Origin of the sequence: Sphingopyxis bauzanensis (assembly GCF_002205675.1) — a bacterium.
GTDB classification, from domain to species: domain Bacteria; phylum Pseudomonadota; class Alphaproteobacteria; order Sphingomonadales; family Sphingomonadaceae; genus Sphingopyxis; species Sphingopyxis bauzanensis.
Genome location: NZ_NISK01000002.1, coordinates 235,800 through 251,955, shown reverse-complemented (window position 1 = coordinate 251,955; position 16,156 = coordinate 235,800). Strand labels below are relative to the sequence as shown.

17 protein-coding genes are annotated in these 16,156 nt (G+C 63.2%); 4 read left to right on the top strand and 13 right to left on the bottom strand.

Annotated elements, in window-relative coordinates:
* Window positions 1–372: a hypothetical protein gene (locus CDQ92_RS07750; RefSeq protein WP_088440836.1), complete on the top strand. Its 372-nt coding sequence runs from the start codon at window positions 1–3 to the stop codon at window positions 370–372.
* Window positions 373–795: 423 nt separating this feature from the next.
* Window positions 796–3,156, top strand: a complete 2,361-nt coding sequence (locus CDQ92_RS07745) for a glycosyltransferase (RefSeq protein WP_229667162.1) — start codon at window positions 796–798, stop codon at window positions 3,154–3,156.
* A gap of 78 nt (window positions 3,157–3,234) precedes the next feature.
* Here CDQ92_RS07745 and CDQ92_RS07740 read toward each other — a convergent pair whose 3' ends face one another.
* The 10 genes from CDQ92_RS07740 to CDQ92_RS21080 all read right to left on the bottom strand — a co-directional run bounded on the left by CDQ92_RS07740 (window position 3,235) and on the right by CDQ92_RS21080 (window position 12,583).
* Window positions 3,235–3,486 (bottom strand): DUF6894 family protein, encoded by a 252-nt coding sequence (locus tag CDQ92_RS07740; protein ID WP_088440835.1) that lies wholly within the window; start codon window positions 3,484–3,486, stop codon window positions 3,235–3,237.
* Between the two features lie 26 nt (window positions 3,487–3,512).
* Window positions 3,513–4,286 (bottom strand): Crp/Fnr family transcriptional regulator, encoded by a 774-nt coding sequence (locus CDQ92_RS07735; protein ID WP_088440834.1) that lies wholly within the window; start codon window positions 4,284–4,286, stop codon window positions 3,513–3,515.
* Between the two features lie 31 nt (window positions 4,287–4,317).
* Window positions 4,318–4,890, bottom strand: coding sequence for a hemerythrin domain-containing protein (locus CDQ92_RS07730; protein ID WP_088440833.1), 573 nt, complete (start codon window positions 4,888–4,890; stop codon window positions 4,318–4,320).
* Window positions 4,891–4,911: 21 nt separating this feature from the next.
* Window positions 4,912–5,667 carry an SDR family oxidoreductase gene (locus tag CDQ92_RS07725; protein ID WP_088440832.1) on the bottom strand — a complete coding sequence of 252 codons (756 nt, stop codon included), beginning with the start codon at window positions 5,665–5,667 and terminating at the stop codon, window positions 4,912–4,914.
* Between the two features lie 562 nt (window positions 5,668–6,229).
* A complete protein-coding gene (locus tag CDQ92_RS07720; protein WP_088440831.1) occupies window positions 6,230–6,574 on the bottom strand; it encodes a hypothetical protein in 345 nt (114 codons plus the stop codon).
* 396 nt (window positions 6,575–6,970) lie between these two features.
* Window positions 6,971–9,112 (bottom strand): catalase, encoded by a 2,142-nt coding sequence (locus tag CDQ92_RS07715; RefSeq protein ID WP_088440830.1) that lies wholly within the window; start codon window positions 9,110–9,112, stop codon window positions 6,971–6,973.
* Complete coding sequence (locus tag CDQ92_RS07710) at window positions 9,054–9,458, bottom strand: hypothetical protein (RefSeq protein ID WP_088440829.1); 405 nt, start codon at window positions 9,456–9,458, stop codon at window positions 9,054–9,056. The genes CDQ92_RS07715 and CDQ92_RS07710 overlap by 59 nt, the downstream gene beginning before the upstream one ends.
* Window positions 9,459–9,470: 12 nt before the next feature.
* Entirely contained in the window at window positions 9,471–9,731 is a 261-nt protein-coding gene (locus CDQ92_RS21600) for a hypothetical protein (RefSeq protein WP_229667163.1), read from the bottom strand.
* 278 nt (window positions 9,732–10,009) lie between these two features.
* Window positions 10,010–12,235 (bottom strand): hypothetical protein, encoded by a 2,226-nt coding sequence (locus CDQ92_RS07700; protein WP_088440828.1) that lies wholly within the window; start codon window positions 12,233–12,235, stop codon window positions 10,010–10,012.
* A 180-nt stretch (window positions 12,236–12,415) separates the two neighbouring features.
* Complete coding sequence (locus CDQ92_RS21080; RefSeq protein ID WP_158213791.1) at window positions 12,416–12,583, bottom strand: hypothetical protein; 168 nt, start codon at window positions 12,581–12,583, stop codon at window positions 12,416–12,418.
* 63 nt (window positions 12,584–12,646) lie between these two features.
* Here CDQ92_RS21080 and CDQ92_RS07695 point away from each other — a divergent pair, with 63 nt between their 5' ends.
* Window positions 12,647–13,399, top strand: a complete 753-nt coding sequence (locus CDQ92_RS07695) for a Crp/Fnr family transcriptional regulator (protein WP_158213790.1) — start codon at window positions 12,647–12,649, stop codon at window positions 13,397–13,399.
* On the opposite strand, the gene CDQ92_RS07690 is transcribed toward CDQ92_RS07695, so the two are convergent.
* The 3 genes from CDQ92_RS07690 to CDQ92_RS07680 all read right to left on the bottom strand — a co-directional run bounded on the left by CDQ92_RS07690 (window position 13,320) and on the right by CDQ92_RS07680 (window position 15,631).
* Window positions 13,320–13,901, bottom strand: coding sequence for a CinA family protein (locus tag CDQ92_RS07690; protein ID WP_088440826.1), 582 nt, complete (start codon window positions 13,899–13,901; stop codon window positions 13,320–13,322). The genes CDQ92_RS07695 and CDQ92_RS07690 overlap by 80 nt on opposite strands.
* Window positions 13,902–13,906: 5 nt before the next feature.
* Window positions 13,907–14,404, bottom strand: a complete 498-nt coding sequence (locus tag CDQ92_RS07685; RefSeq protein WP_088441462.1) for a hemerythrin domain-containing protein — start codon at window positions 14,402–14,404, stop codon at window positions 13,907–13,909.
* 108 nt (window positions 14,405–14,512) lie between these two features.
* Complete coding sequence (locus CDQ92_RS07680) at window positions 14,513–15,631, bottom strand: glycoside hydrolase family 130 protein (protein ID WP_088440825.1); 1,119 nt, start codon at window positions 15,629–15,631, stop codon at window positions 14,513–14,515.
* A gap of 280 nt (window positions 15,632–15,911) precedes the next feature.
* On the opposite strand from CDQ92_RS07680, the gene CDQ92_RS07675 reads away from it, so the two are divergent.
* Window positions 15,912–16,139: a hypothetical protein gene (locus CDQ92_RS07675; protein WP_088440824.1), complete on the top strand. Its 228-nt coding sequence runs from the start codon at window positions 15,912–15,914 to the stop codon at window positions 16,137–16,139.
* The last annotated feature ends 17 nt before the right edge of the window (window positions 16,140–16,156 follow it).

Below are 16,156 nucleotides of genomic sequence, written 5' to 3'. Positions count from 1 at the left end.
ATGGTTGTTTCAGGGTGGAAGCTTGCGCCTGCGAGCCGCGACTTTCTGGTCGATATCTTTCCGCCTCGCTGGCCCGATCTTGTCGCCGATCATGTGACGCTTGATGCGCAGGCGACGCGGCGCGATCCGCCGCCGCCGCGTCCGGGCGCCGAGGTCATCGGTCATGCCGATGACGGGGAGGGGCTGGAGGTCCTGGTGGTTGCGATCGATGGATGCCCCGACCGTCCCGATGGCAGCCTGTTTCATATCACCTGGTCGCTTGATCGGGCGCGCGGTCGCAAGCCGGTCGAGAGCAATCAGCTACTGGCGCGCTCAACCTGGCGCCCGCTCCGCGTGCCGATCGCGATCAATCTCATGCCGACGCGTTTCTGAGCAGGCGGGATAGCATTGATCTTCTACAAGATATCGAACATAGGACCGCTTTCGGCGGGAGCTAGTGACAATCGCTCGGCCAGCAACCTTCCGCCGGCCTCGCGCATATGAGCCGGATCATCGTTCCTCGTCGCAATTTCGCGCAATAGCGCGCCAGCAGCTCGGCGCACGATCTGCGGGTGGGCAATTCAGCTCCTGGTACGGCGACCGCAACAGGCGCCAGCGGCGACGGGGCTTCTCGGCAACATAGATCAAATTGCCCATGTTTTCGTCAACTGTTGCGGCGTCGCCTCGCAACTTGTGCGCCGCAGCAGACGTTTGGAGAAGACGCTGCGCGGCGTGCGCATGAAGACCACGAGTTACCAAGCTTCGGGAACGTCGCGCGGCACGCATTTCAATATTACAAGAAGAGGCGAGTGGGCCATGAAGTATGAACCTGAAGACCGGCTCTTTTCGAACATGGCGGAGCTGGACGCACCGCCACCCGAAGCATTGCCGCGTTGCACGCGGCCCGAGGCTCTGCCGCGTGCAGCGCCCCGCGTTGCTCTCATCGGCTGTTTCAGGCCGCGGCGCTGTGGCATCGCCACCTTCACCGCTGATGTCCATGAGCATCTCGCGCGCGAACGGGCCGATCTTGCAATCGACGTCTATGCCATGCGCGCGAAGACCGATGTCGGCAGCGACGCCGCGATTTGTCAGACGATCGGCGATCATGATTTGCAGGCCTATCGCACTGCGGCGGCCGCCATCAACGCCAGCGGCGCTGCGGTGGTATGGCTCCAGCACGAGTTCGGAATATTCGGCGGCGAAGCAGGGGGTTTCATCCTCGATCTCGTCGATCGGGTCGCTGCCCCGCTTGTCGTAACGCTGCACACGGTGCTCGCCGCGCCGACCGAGGGCCAGCGCCAGGTGCTTGATCGGCTGATCGCTCGGGCCTCGCAGCTTATCGTCATGAGCCAGTTTGGGCGCGACACTCTGGTCGAGCTTTACGGTGCCGATCCGGCAAAGGTCGCGATCATCGAACATGGCACCCCTGATCGCGCTTTCGCTGCGTCCTCGCCGCTTCGCGGCGCGCTCGCAATCGGCGACCGGCCCGTGCTGTCCACATTCGGCTTACTCGGCCCCGGCAAGGGGCTGGAAACCGCTATTCGTGCGCTGCCCACGATCGCCGCCCAATATCCCGATATTCTCTACCGGATCGTCGGCGCCACTCATCCCAATCTGGTGGCCGCTGAGGGAGAAGCCTATCGGGAAAGTCTTGTCGCCCTGGCGGAAAGCCTCGGCGTGGCCAGTAATCTGGCGTGGGATGACCGGTTCCTCGATACCCCCGAACTGCTCGAGGCAATCGAGTTGTGTGACATCTATCTCGCCCCCTATCCCAATCTTGCTCAGGTCACGTCGGGCACGCTTGCTTATGCCGTCGCGCTCGGTCGTGCGGTGATCTCGACGCCATTTGTTCACGCGCGCGAGCTTCTCGCCGACGATGTCGGCATCCTCGTGCCGCAGGCGGACAGCGAGGCCATTGCCGAGGCGGCGCTCCTTTTGCTTGCGGTCCCCGCAGAGCGCGAGGCGCTCCAGCGGCGCGCGTACAAGCGCGGACGGCAAACGGCGTGGCCGGTGATCGCGCGCGCCTTCGGAGACCTGCTCGACCGCGTCATCGAGGGCGGAAGCGGCGAACGAGTCTTGCGCCGTGCGACACCATCACGAGGCGCGATCTGGGCGATGAGCGACAGCGTCGGAATCCTCCAGCACGGCCGCGGACCCGTTGCCGACCGGGATCATGGCTATTGTATCGATGACAATGCGCGCGCCTTCATGCTGATGAACTGCGGCGAACTGCGCCGGGACCCGGATTGCCAGAATTGGGCGCTGCGCTATGCAAGCTTCATCCAGCACGCGTGGAATGACGAGCTGCGCGCGTTTCGCAATTTCATGGCCTATGACCGGCGCTGGCTCGAGGCCACAGGGTCCGAAGACAGCAATGGGCGGGCGCTCTGGGCGCTCGGGTATGGCGCCGCGCACGCCGCGACCGGCGAGCTGCGCGACTGGTCGGCCGATTGGTTCGCGCGCACAGCGGCCATCGCTGCCAACTTCAAAAGCCCCCGCGCCATTGCCTTCGCGGCGTTGGGCGCCGACGCGCTCCTCGATCGCCACCCGTCCGATCCGCGCGCAATTCAGCTCGTCGAGCGCGCGGGCGCCTTATTGCATGCCATGTGGAAGAGCGCCCGTCGCCCCACGTGGGATTGGTTCGAGCCGGGGCTGACCTATGACAATGCCCGGCTCGCCGAAGTGCTGATCCGGGCCGGAAGACGCCTGCAGTCGCTTCCGATGGAAGAAGCCGGTCTGTCCGCGCTCGTCTGGCTGTGCGATCGCCAGACTAGCGAGCAGGGCAATTTTCGGCCGGTGGGCTCGGACGGCTTTGGTCTTATGGGCGAAACAATGCCCTTCGATCAGCAGCCGCTTGAGGCATGGGCGACGATCGCCGCCTGCGCGACGGCTTTTGCGCGCGGCGCATCACCGCGCTGGGCGGGGCATGCCGACGCCGCCTGGCGCTGGTTCGCCGGGCGCAACGATCGGCGCGTCGCGCTGGCCGATCCGCAAACGGGCCGTTGCCGTGACGGCCTGACACCGCACGGGGTCAATCTGAATGTCGGGGCGGAATCGACGCTCGCCTATCATCTGGCGCATGCCGACATGGCGGTTTTCTGGGCAGCACGTCAACGCATGCCGGAGGAAGATCCGCTTCGGCGCCTTGCCAGCGAACCTGCTTTTGCCAGGACTTGAAGGGATTGAGGACTGCGCTGGTTCAGCGGGTAGGGTCGGCGGACCCGATCATGCGGCTGCCGACTGCCGCTTAGTGGATCAGTCGGCGTCGCGGGTACCGCGCTCGGCATCGACGGCATGAATGAGCACCGCCGTGCAAAATTGTCCCTGCTCGTCCACGACTTCGACCCGTAACCCGTTGGTTGCCGCGATGATATCGGGATTGTCGTGCAACAGGCTCCCGCCATAGCGGATCGCCTCGCGCCGCGCCGCTGCAGGATCGGCCAGTTCGACGCCAACATCGTCACGGTCGCAAGAGCCATCGCTGGTATGAAAAAAATAGCGGGGCATTGCAGGTCTCCTTGCCGGTCGGCGTCCTAATTGGCGTTGTCGCGGTGCAAATAGAGCGGCGTGAAATCCGCCAGTTGTGCCAGTGCTGCGACATCGCGGGTATAAAGGCGGCGGCCCTTTCGGACCACGGCGCCTGCCTGTTCGATTGTTTTCAAGGTGCGATTGACGTGGACGGGGGTCAGACCGAGAATATCGGCGAGCTGTTCCTGCGTAATGGGAACCTCGATCTCGTCACTCGAATGCGCGAAGATGAGCTGCATGCGGTAAACAAATTCGCAGAGAAAATGCGCGAGGCGCGGCAGCGCATGGCGCCGCCCGATATTGAGCTGCCATTCGCGGCCGATCGAGGCCTCGATAAGAATGTCGACGAGGATTGCGCGCGCGATCGATGGCCGCGCCTCCGCGAGCTGCTCGAGCGCGGGCAATGGCACCAGCGCCAGCGAGACCGGGGTTAGCGCCTGCATATGATGGTCGATCGTTTGCAGGTACAGCGACTGGAAATCGAGCGGATCGCCCGGGATGCGCAGCGAGACGATCTGGCGGCCGCCGTCGGCTGCAATTTTGTAGCGATAGGCAAATCCCGAGAGCAGGATCGGACAGACGCGGGCGCTGTCTCCCTCGTGCAATATGCTCGCCTGCGCTGGAAGGTCGCGAAGCTGGAATGGGAGCGCCAGCAAGTGCTGTTGATCGATCGTCGATAGCCGGCATTGACCGAGTAGCTTGCGCAGAAATATGTCGAGCCGACCGCCGTCGGCGCCGCCCACATTGTGCATTGTCATTCTGGATATGGGTTCGCTCATCCTGCTCCTTTCGCGGCAACCGGCGCGGGCGTCACGCCGCGGCGAAGCCGGCCTTGTTCATCGCCGACGTCACATGCGCATTGCCCTTCTCCCCAAGGACTTCGCGCAGGCGCGGAAAAAGTTCCTCTTCCTCGGCGCGGATGTGCTTTTCAATGTCCCGCCGAAAGTCGCGCAATTTGATGATCCAGCCCGGATCGGCAGGGGACATTTCCGCGAGATCAAAAAGATATTGTTTCACATATCCATGATCGTGCACCAGCTGATCGGCTTCGGGACCAAGGCCATGATCGCGCATCGCGGGGTAAATGACATTTTCTTCCTCGATCGCGTGCTTGGCCAACGCATGCTGCAACTGAAGCAGGAGCGCCTTGCGCTTCTTGACCTGCTTCGCGTCGGTGGCTTCGATCGCGCCGAAAATTTTGAGGGTCAGGCGATGTTCGGCCTTCAGGCCCTCGTCCCACGCACCTTGCGCCACCGTAACGCCTTGCACCAGCGCCTTGCGGCCGAAGTTTGCGGCCAATCCGACGAGGAAGCCCGCCGCGGCAGCACCGACCAGTCTGGCGGGCCCGGTCAGTTGATGCTCGGATGCCGAAATATATTTCATATCAATGTCCTTTTCTGCCTCTCAGGGGTGTTCGAGGCGCGTTTCGACGCGCATCAGCGATACCGCGGTACGGCGCGGCTGGGTGAGCATGAAATGGGCCGCCGCTGCGATATCTTCGGCGCGAAGCATCTGATGCTTGTTGATCAGTTCGCGCTGCTTCTCGGGCGGAAACTCGGGATACTGAAAATCGGCGCCGGTAAAGCCCGGCTCGATCAGGCCCACCTTAATGTCCTGATCGGCGAGCTCTTTGCGGAACGACGGTACAAATCCCTGGATGCCGGCCTTGGCGGCCACATAGATCGAACTGCCGGGGCTTTTTGACACGGCCGACATCGATCCGATAAAGATGATGTCGCTACCGGCTTTCATGCAACGTGCCGCTTCCTGAGCGCAAATGAGATAAGCGGTGAGGTCGGTGTCGAGCTGGTACCGCGTTTCATTTTCACCGGCATCAGCAAGGGCGCTGGCCGGAACGGCCGCGTTGATCACCGCGAGATCGATATCGCCGAGATACCCGCGCGCAGCCTCGAAAAAACGGTCGACATCCTCGGCAAGCGAGAGGTCGACGGCGATCCCATCGCCTTCGCCTACTTCTCTGATCCGCTCTAGCGCGTCGGCGAGATGGTCGGGGTTTCGTCCGCAGACGAACAGCTTCACGCCATAGCTGGCAAGAAGCACGGCGATCGCACGGCCGATGCCTGTTGTTCCGCCGGTCACCACCGCCAGGCGCCCCCTTAGATCGGGCTGTTCGGTATGCGCATCCTTTTCGTCGAGCATCGTCTTCTCTCTCTCTCTCTCTCTTCAGCCCGCGCGGCTACCGGCGCCCTCCATGCGGGCGTAGGCGCAGGGACATGGCGAAATAACAGTCAGGCTGTGTCGCGAGGTAGCCGGCGGCCCCAAGCCCTTGATTACTGCCGAGCGATCGGAGGGTACGTCGTTTGCCGCGGCGCGACGCTTCGTAGACGGTTGCCCGCGCGACATGAGCGGAGTCGGCTTCGCGTGCCCCCGCGCGCCATATCCGGCCGCGGTGAACATTGCGCCGCGTTCCTGCCCGTTAGTATAGCCGCTCTTTTGACCGCGAGGCATGCCGCCTCTCCTGCAAGCCCCCTCTGCAGCGACTAACGGTAAGTGCGCGGCGAGGTTCCGCGATGGCAGTGAAGAGCGTCTGCGGAAATCCTTAACCTGGGTCAGTTTGAGTCCGGAGCAATCTATCCATGGCGGTAAGCGACCGTGGCCGAATCGTCCGCCGCCTCCGGACCTGAGCGATGGGCAATCTTGTTGTTGATCGGGGTTAAGGCGATCGGACAGCGGGGAACGGTGGCGGCGGGTGGCACGTCTCTTAGACAGCCCATTCCCGGGCCGAAGACTGGAAGAGGATAAGCTTATGACCCAGAATCAAGAAAATCGTCCGCAGGCTGGAAACGATCGAGGCGGAGCGCAGAACCAGCAGCAGGGAGGCTTCGAAAATCAGCCCGGGACCAACAATGGCCAGCAGGACCAGGAGGACAATCAGCGCCGCCAGCAGCAGCAGAGCGACGAAGAACGGCGCCGCACGGAGGAAGAAGGGCAGGGCGCCGGCCGGGGCGATGCCGGGCAGGCCGGGCAGGCCGGGCAGCAGCAGCCAGGTCAGCGCTTCGACCAGGAACAGCAAGACGGCGGCATGAATCGCCGGGATCGCTGACAAGCCGCTGACCTGTTGGGTGGGCCGTGCTGCGCTGGGCGCAGCCCGGCCTAAGCTCTTGTGGCGCTTGGACGAAATGCCGATGATCGGGGCGGGACCGGCGGGTCTGACCCCAGCGCTTTAGCTCGCGCTACCGCCGCCGCGTCCGGATCGTCGACAACGGCCGGTCGCGGGCGCGGCTGGGCATGGAATCCGAAACCAACGGCGGGCTGGCCGCCACTGTTTTTGCCGAGCCGATCGTCCCTGCCTCTTTCCGGCGGGCGATGTGTTGAGCAGTCTCGAACAGATCAGCGTCGCGGCTGGGCGCCACGGCGGCCAGCCGCCTTCACAACTGGCTGCGCGCGCAGCAGCGGCCTATTCGGTCCGAAGAGCCAGCCGCCGATTGACCCGGAGGCCCGCTCATCTGGACACGGCGCTGTCATAATCGACCATGGCCTCGCGCGGCCAGAAGCGAAGCGCACCGCATGCTTTGACGAAAGCGGCCGCGTCCTTTTCCTTTTGTACGGGCACGACGGCTTCGTCGCGGTCGGGCGGAAGGCGCGCCGCATCGAAGAGTGGCGCTGCTGCGGCATTAAAGGCAATATATTTGCAGTGGGCAAATGCGTCGGACACGAAATCTTTCGCTGCCGCGTCGATCGAAAGCGCCTGCGCCCCCTCGGCCGAGAGCAGCACCGCGACGGCATCGAAAAGTACCGACGGGCCTCCGTCTATTTTCTGCTGCGCCGCCAGCATGGTGCCGTCGTCGAGCCGCACCCCGCCAATCTTCGGCGCCACCACCTCCCAGATTGCGCCGGCTTTCTCGACCGCCGACGTCAGCGCGGCGACCAGCGGCGCAGGAGCGCCGTCGCTGAGCAACAGGCCCATTTTCCGCCCCTTGAAGCCGTTCGGACCATTCGCCAATATGCTGAGCGCTGGCGACCGGTCCAGCTCGCGCGTCGGCTGCGCTGCAACCGCGGGCTCCGGAAGCGTCAGTCCGAGACCGTCCGCCACCGACTTGGCTAGCGTCTCATCAATGTTGCGCAGATGCGAGACCGCGCGGGCGCGAATGTCCGGCCGCACGCATTTGCTCAGTTCGAACACGAGCGCGTCGCCCAGATGTTTTTGCTCGATCGGCAACTGGCTCGCAAAAAATTGCCGCGCCTGGCTATAATGGTCGGCGAAACTTTCGGAGCGGATCCGCGCTTTCACGCCATCGACCGGCGCCGCAAAACTGCGAAACCCTACGTCGGGATTTTCGCGCGGCGTCCCTGCGTCGAAGCTGTTGGGCTCGTAATTGGCGCGGCCTGTCGGATTGACCATCGCCATATGCCCATCCTGCTGGAAATGCATGACCGGGCAGCGCGGCGCGTTCACGGGCAATTGCGTGAAATTGGGGCTGCCGAGGCGCTTGAGCTGCGTGTCCAGATAGGAGAAATTGCGCCCGTGGAGCAGCGGATCGTCGCTGAAGTCGATGCCCGGCGGCACATTCTGGGTGCAAAAGGCGACCTGCTCGGTCTCGGCAAAGAAATTGTCGACGTTGCGATTGAGGGTCAGCGTGCCGACAATCTCGATTGGCACCAGCTCCTCGGGAATGAGCTTGGTGGCATCGAGATGATCGAAGGGAAGCGCAGCAGCCGTCGCTTCGTCGAATAGCTGGACGCCAAGATCCCATTGCGGAAAATCGCCGCGTTCGATCGCGTCCCACAGGTCCCGGCGGTGGAAATCGGGATCGGCGCCATTGATCTTCACGGCCTCGTTCCACAGCACCGATTGCAGACCTTGCCGCGGCTTCCAGTGGAATTTGACGAAGGTCGACTCGCCTTTGGCGTTGACGAGCCGGAAGCTGTGCACACCAAAGCCTTCCATCGTGCGGAACGAGCGCGGGATGGCGCGGTCCGACATCAGCCACATGATCATGTGCCAGCTCTCGGGCATGAGCGATGCAAAGTCCCAGAACGTGTCATGTGCCGACTGGGCCTGTGGGAAGGCGCGATCGGGATCTTCCTTTACGGCGTGGACAAGATCGGGAAATTTGATCGCGTCCTGAATAAAGAACACCGGGATATTATTGCCGACCAGATCCCAGTTTCCCTGCCGGGTATACAGCTTGACCGCAAAGCCGCGGACGTCGCGGGCCAGATCAAACGACCCTGCGCGGCCGACAACGGTTGAAAAGCGAACAAACACCTCGGTCGGCTGCTTGGTGTCGGTGAGAATGTCGGCGCGGGTATAGCGCGCAAGTGACTTGGTCAGCCTGAACTCGCCGCGCGCGCCATATCCACGCGCATGCACAACCCGTTCGGGAATACGCTCATGGTCGAAATGAAAGATTTTCTCGCGAAGAATGGCATCCTCGAGGAGCGTCGGGCCCCGCGGGCCCGCGCGCAGACTGTTCTGATCGTCGGCGACGGGATGGCCCTGCTGCGTGGTGAGCGTCGCCCCCGGGTCGCTCGTCTGCTGGTGCGTCTCACCGCCATCACCAAGCGGTTCATCGAAGGCCGCGTCAGGGGGCGTCTTCACGCTCTTGCTGGCCGGGGCTTTGGCGGACGTCGATCGAGCCATAAGTCATTCCTCTCGCTGAATTGGCAACTTCACTGGGGTCGGCTGGGTTGTCGAATGTCGGCCGGTCCGCGACGATCCAGTAAGGCGCGTCGCCGGCAAGCGCTTTCACCAGTCGGCAAAGCGGCCGACCGTTTTCGAGGAGAAGCGCCCGCCGGCCTTCGGCCTCGGCGCGGGCGATCTCGAGCGCGTAGGCGGCGCTGACCGCCTCAAACTCGATGCGTTTTTCAATTCCGAGTGCGTCATCCTCGTAACGCAGCGTGTAGGTCGCGCGTATTCCCGATTGCCTCGCCGGGCGTGGGGCATTGGCGTCCTGCCGTAGCGATAGGTCGAAAGCTTGCTCTCTCATCGGCCCATTTCCTCAGTAGGAGGGTGGGTCGCTGGCCGGAAAAGATTCGTCGCTTGCCTCGTCGACCCGGTCCCAGTCGTGCCGTGCGCCATCCCGCATGGCCTGCGGACCTGCGCTGCGCGTCTGGTCGAACGCTTCGGCCTCCGTTTCCTTATCGGCAAAGGCGGCCGCATGGCCCTCGGCCTTGTCAGGTTCAGCCTGGCCCGGGCGGCGGTTGAACCAGAACAATGCGCCCAGCGTCATGATTCCGATAAGCTTGGTGGTCGTGGCCATATCTCACTCCTCAGTTCCGGTGAACGAACCGGCTGCGGCGCGGGAGGTTGCTGCCTGGCGAACCACGAAGCGCTTTTTTTACCTCGCACTTATCACAGGTTACGAAGTGGCTTGCCGATCGTCGCGCTGCGCGAGCACCAATGGTCGGCTGGCAGCGAGCGCTTTGCGGTCGACCGCGGCATGCAGGATCGAGCATTAGCTTCGCGCGGACCGCAACCTGAGGATGAATTCAATCCGCGGCGCGCGAACATCCAAAAGATTCTCGAGCCAGCTCGCTGCTACTCCCACTGTAGGATGAACCGTCCGTTGGCGGGAACGCGGTAATCGATCCGGTGGCGGCCTATGTCGTGCGGGCGAAGCATGTCCCCATCGGGGGCGGCGACGCGTGTGGCAGTGAGCTTGTGACGCTTTTTGCGGACGAAGCTCAGCCGCGCCGTGCATGTGTCGCCGCCAGCAAGGCTCAGCATCAGCGTATGCGACCCGGTCCGCTCGATCGCGCGGACGAAATGGTCGCAGTAGAGCAGGAACGGCGCACCCTCGACCTGGTGGAAGGCGCGGGTCGCGAAGACAAAAGCGGCGCCGGCGCCGTAAATTTCCTGGCCGACCTGTCCCGCCGGCTGCCCGTCGGGATAAAGATCTTCGAGCGGAAACGCGAGACTCCGGTCGATGTGGCCGTTGTTCTCGCGCTGCTCGTCGGCAATTGCTTCTTTCGGCAAGGCATCGGGATAATAGAACCACGCGCGGTCGAGCGCATATTTGCAATATTCAGACACCAGCATGCGCGCGGCGGGATCAAGGTCGGGGCCGCTGTCGGCCAGATAATGTTCGAAAGCGGCAAAGCTTTCGAAACATTCGTACAGCGCCATATAGGGGGCGTCCTGCAGCGCCGTCGCGCCGAGAAAATTGCGATAGTGAACGGCATGGCCGAGACGGCTTTCCCAGATTTCGCAATGGTGGAAAAAGCTCGCCAGGTAGACATAGCTTTGTTCCAGATAGACGTCGCGGTTGGTAATTCGCCAGAGCCGCATGCAGGCTGCTGCACCCCACGCGGTGAGATTGGCCTGATAATTGATATTGAAACCGAGCCCGATCGCGGCGTCGATCGCGGCGCGCGCTTCGTCCAGATAATGAGGCTCGTCGGTCAGCTCAAATGCCTGGAGCATGACCCACGCGTAGATGCCGCCGACATCGGTCTGCCCACGCCCATCGGCATCGGCTGTATCGGTGATGACCGAGAAATCGTCGATCTTATATTCGATCGGCCATTTATAGCGGAAATGGCGGGCGGCGCGAATGCCAAAGCCCAGTGATTTGACAAATAGCGCTTTAGCCCTTTTGTCGCCGCTAAGCGCCAGTTTTCCAAGGTTGAGAAGCGGGTGGTACAGATACCAGCTGTCGACGGCATCGGCATCCTTGTCGGCGCCGACATTCGGGAGATAGCGGCGCAGCGCGCCAAGCTTGCGATCGTAAAAGCGGGAAAGACCTGCCTTGAACTCGGTCTCGAGCGGGTGCGCGGCGCCGGTCCATTGGCCCCAGCCGTGAAGCGCTTCGACGACGGACAGCTGGACCATGGAATCGGGATATTCGGCCGCCGTATAAGGATGAAGATAGCGGTGGCCATAGTGGCGAACGGTCGCCTCGGGTGCCCGATCGAGGTCGCGCAGGCTGGCCTCGGCGCGCGCGATCCAGTCGCGAAATTCGGTCGGCGGCAGCTCGAGCAACTGATAGGCACCGCCCAGCATCTGAAGAAAGTGGCGCGCGCGTTCGCGCTCATCGCGGGGGCTTTCGGGGCGGACCAGCAGAATGGCGTCCGACAGGGTTACAGCTTCACCGGCCGGGAGCGGACGGGCGCTTTCGGTATCGTGCGTGGTGGCGGGTGGAAGGCGTAGGCCGAGTTCGGGCCATACCCCTCCGACGACCTCCGCCGGACTGGTTTCGGTGATCCGGAAATAATCATTGAGCGCGGTCAGGTTCTGCAAGTAGAAAAAGCTGTCGGCGACCGGCGCTTCCATTTCAAAATAAACCAGGCCCGTGTTCGGGCCGCGCTGGACGGCATGGACCTGTCCGGTCGCTGCCAGGGGATCGTCGCGCGCGCCAAGGGCAATGAGATCGCGGTGCGCGGTCGGCAGGAGGGTAGGTGCCGCCGGGGTGAAGCGCCACTCGATGCGAAAATAGGCAAGCGTGAGGGCGCCGAACTTGAACGAAATTAGGTGCTCGCCGAGTGCGCTCGACACCGCAAAACTGGCTGTTTCTCCCGTCGCGGGCGCGAGGCGACGCAGCGGCGCTGCGTCGAGCCAATCGGCGATGCGCAGCGCGAACCCGCCTCGGGCGCGCCGACGCCCGATCAGCCACAGTGCTGCTCCCAGACGGCGTATCTCGACGTCGAAATCGCCGACGGTAAAGCTTTCCTCGGGCTTGCCGACTGCGCTCGCCAGCCGGTCGCGCAGCGCCAGCAGATCAGGCGTCAGGCAAGTCTGGCTTTGGCTCCGTGCGGGCGCTCTCATGTCGTCTCCTCTCTTGGCCATGTGAGGGCTCTTCGCCCGAGGCAGCGGTCGCCCAGGGTCCCCGCCGGCGACCCGAATCTCGACGACCGCCCGTTGCCGGGGTAACCCCGGTTCAGGCGCCAAGCTCGGCCGCGATCGCTTCCAGAATCGGCAGAGCAAGGATCGCCTATCAACGTCGCTTCATCCAGCCATCGCACTTATCCAGCCATCGCACTTATTCGTTACTGGTAACGCTTCAGAAAAAGGATTGGCGGCGACGAAATTGTTGAGCGAGATTAATTGCCAGACTTCGTGCCGAAAAACGGCGAGCTGCCCGATCCCGATGACAAAATGCGCGTTGGCCAACATGCGTTAAGGAACGAGGGTGGATGCGGTGGCATGTTCCGGAGGAGCGGGGGGCCAGGAGCGCCCATGTCCAACGTATCATCCGTTCTTCATCTGATCGAACCCCTGAAATCCGAAACGCAACCGCTCCGTTTTCGGGCGCGGCAGCCGCTGATCCGACGCGGAGAGTTGCCTACGGCGGTCTGGTATATCGAGGATGGCTGGTCCGCACGCTTCAAGCTGCTCCGCGACGGTCGCCGCCATATTTCCCGCTTTTACGCACCGGGGGACATTTGCGATCTGTCCTGGCTCGTCGCCGGCGCCGCTGATCAGTCGGTGATGACGCTGACCCCGCTGCGCGCCGTCCGCATCGACCGCACGCGCCTCGATGCGCGCCTGCGCAACGACGCCGCGCTCGGGTTCGCTCTCGCGCGCGAGGCGCTTGCCGAGATGCGCTGGCAGGCCGAATGGCTTGTCACGATCGGGTGCAAGTCGGCTGCCGAGCGGATCGCGCATTTTCTCTGCGAGCTTTATTTGCGGCTTGAACGGCGTGGCAAGACGCGGGAAACGTCCTGCGATTTCCCGCTCTCGCAGCAGGACATCGCCGACTTCACTGGCATGACTTCCGTGCATGCGTGCCGGACGCTGCGCGAACTTCGCAATTCCGGGGTGATCGAACTGTGCCGCCGCCGCCTGCGTATTGTCGATTTTTCGCGCCTCGTCCGCATGGCCGCCTTCGACGCCAATTATCTTGAGGAACCTATGACGGCTGCGGGGGCGGGACTAGCGGCCCCGGGGCATCGCACCGCGACACCGGAATGCCGGCCGGCGGCTTGCTAGCGCGGCGCCGCCGCACCACGCGCGTCGTCAGCGCGAGTGCCGCCGCCGTCGCGCGCTCGAGCACATGCTCGCGGCCAATATCGCCGAAATGGTAGGTCGCCGTCTCGGGCGGAGACGCCTCCGGAACGCAGGCGATATGAACCAGGCCCACCTCTTCCTGCGCTTGTTGCGGGCCGCAAAATCCGGTGACAGCTGTGGCAATATCGGCTCCGCTCCGTGCGAGCGCCCCGCGCGCAAGGCTCAAGGTCACGGCCATGTTCACCGCGTCCGAACAGGCCACCTCGGCGGGGTGAGCGCCTAGGACCTCAATCTTCGAACGCGGCGAATAGACGATATAACCGCGGTCCAGATGCGGACCGAGACGCGGTTCCCCGGCCAGCCGAGCGGCGAGCAGGCCGCCGGTGCAGCTTTCAGCCGTCACAATGCGCAATTCGCTGCCCGCGAGGGCCGCCGCCAGTTCGTGGGCGCAATTGTCGATATCGCGTCGGTACGGGGTGACCATGATTGTCACATGGTTACGGGCTGGGCCGGTGGCAGCCCTTCGCTCTCGGCAAGCGTTTTGAGTTCCTGTTTTCGCGCCAGCATCGCGTCGCCGAGCGCTTCGAGATCGATATCTGCTGCGCGCGCCTGCTGGAACATATTGCCGCGCATCTTTTCCTCTTCCTCGACATGATGCTCGATCTGTTCCTTGAGCACGGTGACCTTGGCGTCATAGAAGGCGTCGTCGGATCCGCCGGCCATGATTTCGTTGATCAGCGTTTTCGCCCCGTCATGCTCGACATAAGCCTCGTTGAGCAGATCCTCGTCGATCTTGCCGCGAAGCGCGGGGTAGAATATTTCTTCTTCAATCTGCGCATGGATCTTGAGTTCCGTGCAAATTTGCTCGGCAATTGCCTGCTTTTTGTCGCTGTCGCGCGCTTTTTCGAACGTGTCGAACAGCCGCTCGACCTCGCGGTGGTCCGTAGCGAGAATATGGGTCGCGTCGCGATCGGTTCTGCTGGTCATGTCGCACTCCTTGTTCAGCCCTGCCCGTGTCGCAGCAACGGCACGCGGCCCGCCGCGGTTGCGCGCGAATGCCTTAACCTGGAGCAATTTCCGTGACCGGTTGATCGCTCAGAGGCCAAAACGCGCTTTGGGAATATGGGTAATCCGGCAGGCGAGGTCGGCTTCGCCCGATGCTATAATGAAATGGTCGCCGCCGTCGGCAATGCCCGTGCTGAACACGATATCGCGGACATAGATCTTGTCTTCGAGCGGCCTCGTGAGCACGGGGTTGGCCTCGAGCAGCGGCGCATGATCAGTGCGCAGTACCCGCGCCGGGTCGTCGGCGGCGAGCAGCGACCAGTAGGTGCGATAGATGCCGACGATCTCCTTCGGCTCGACCCCGTGCCAGAGCGTAAGCCAGCCCGCGTCGGTGAGGATCGGGGGCGTCCCGCCACCGATCCGCGCGGTGGCAAGCGTGTCGGCGTGCGGACGAATACCCGGCCGGCGGTGCGGTTTCCAGTGCAGGGCATCGGGCGAGGTGGCGAGGTTGATCGACGGCCCCGCCCGCCAGGGGGAATCGGGGGGATATGCGAAATACAGATCGCCGAGCGGCCGTGTCTGGGCCCAATATTGCCCGTCGATCTGTCCCTCGAAAATCAGCATATCCTTGTTCTGATGATCGAGGACAATATCCTCGAAGCGCCAGTCGAGACCATCGAGTGAACTGTAGAGTGTGGTCGAGTGACGCTCCGGGCTGACCGAGCAGCTCGTCATCAGCCAGCGCTCGCCAACCCGGCTGATCCGGGCATCCTCGATGCCATAGCATTGGAAATCGGCATGCGGCGCGATCGCGCGGTCGTAGTGAACCGCGATCACCTCAAGCCCGTCCGGCGCGAGCTCGACGGGCAACAACCATGAGAGCGATGTCAGCGCCATCACGCGCCAGGCGCCGCCGCGGACGAGAAACTTGCGAGGGTCGGCGGTATCGCAGAGCGCAAGCGGCCAGGCGTCGAGACTGAAACGACCGTCCGACCAGCGTATGCACCGGACATGACCGTCGTCGATCGGCTGCACCAGCGCTTCGGCAACGCGAACCATCATCAGCAGATTGCCATTGGGCAGTCTCGCGAGACCCGGATTGAAGGCACCCAGCACATAAGTCTCGGCGGCAAAGTGGCCGGCCAGCGGTGATCGGGAAAGATCGACGTCGTCGGGCCCGAAAATGAGTTTGTCGGTCGCAAATGCCATTGCCAATTGCTCCGTTGCTATACGCAGCGCCGCGCTGCGCACAGCCGTTGATGCTTTGTTGCGGCCCCCATCCTCGCTCAAAGCGCAGAGGCCAAGGATCGTTCCCCGCGCCGCCGCTTTGTGGGAACCAATTCTTCACGAGACTTTTTTGGAGTGGGCGGTCAGCCCGGCAGATCCTCGTCCCAAACCGGAGACCGCCCGATGAAGCAGCTTATCGCCTTCGATCTCTACGGAACGCTGGCCGAAAAAAAAGGGGCGGGCGCAGCGCCGTATCGTCATATTGACCGTCACCTATCGGGCGCCTGCACCCGAGCCGAGCGCGTTTCGCAAGCTGGTGGCCGATCATGGCATGAGCCTGATCACGATCGAACAATCGCTCGACGAAGGACGTCTTGCTTATCGGGCGGCGGCGCATGGCTATCGCGAGACGAAAGGCGACAGGTTAGCGGCGGCGCTCGGAAGCGAGCCGTCCGCCGCTGGCCATGCGATCAGGCCGCAGCAGGCTTAAAACGGGCTGCGGATCCA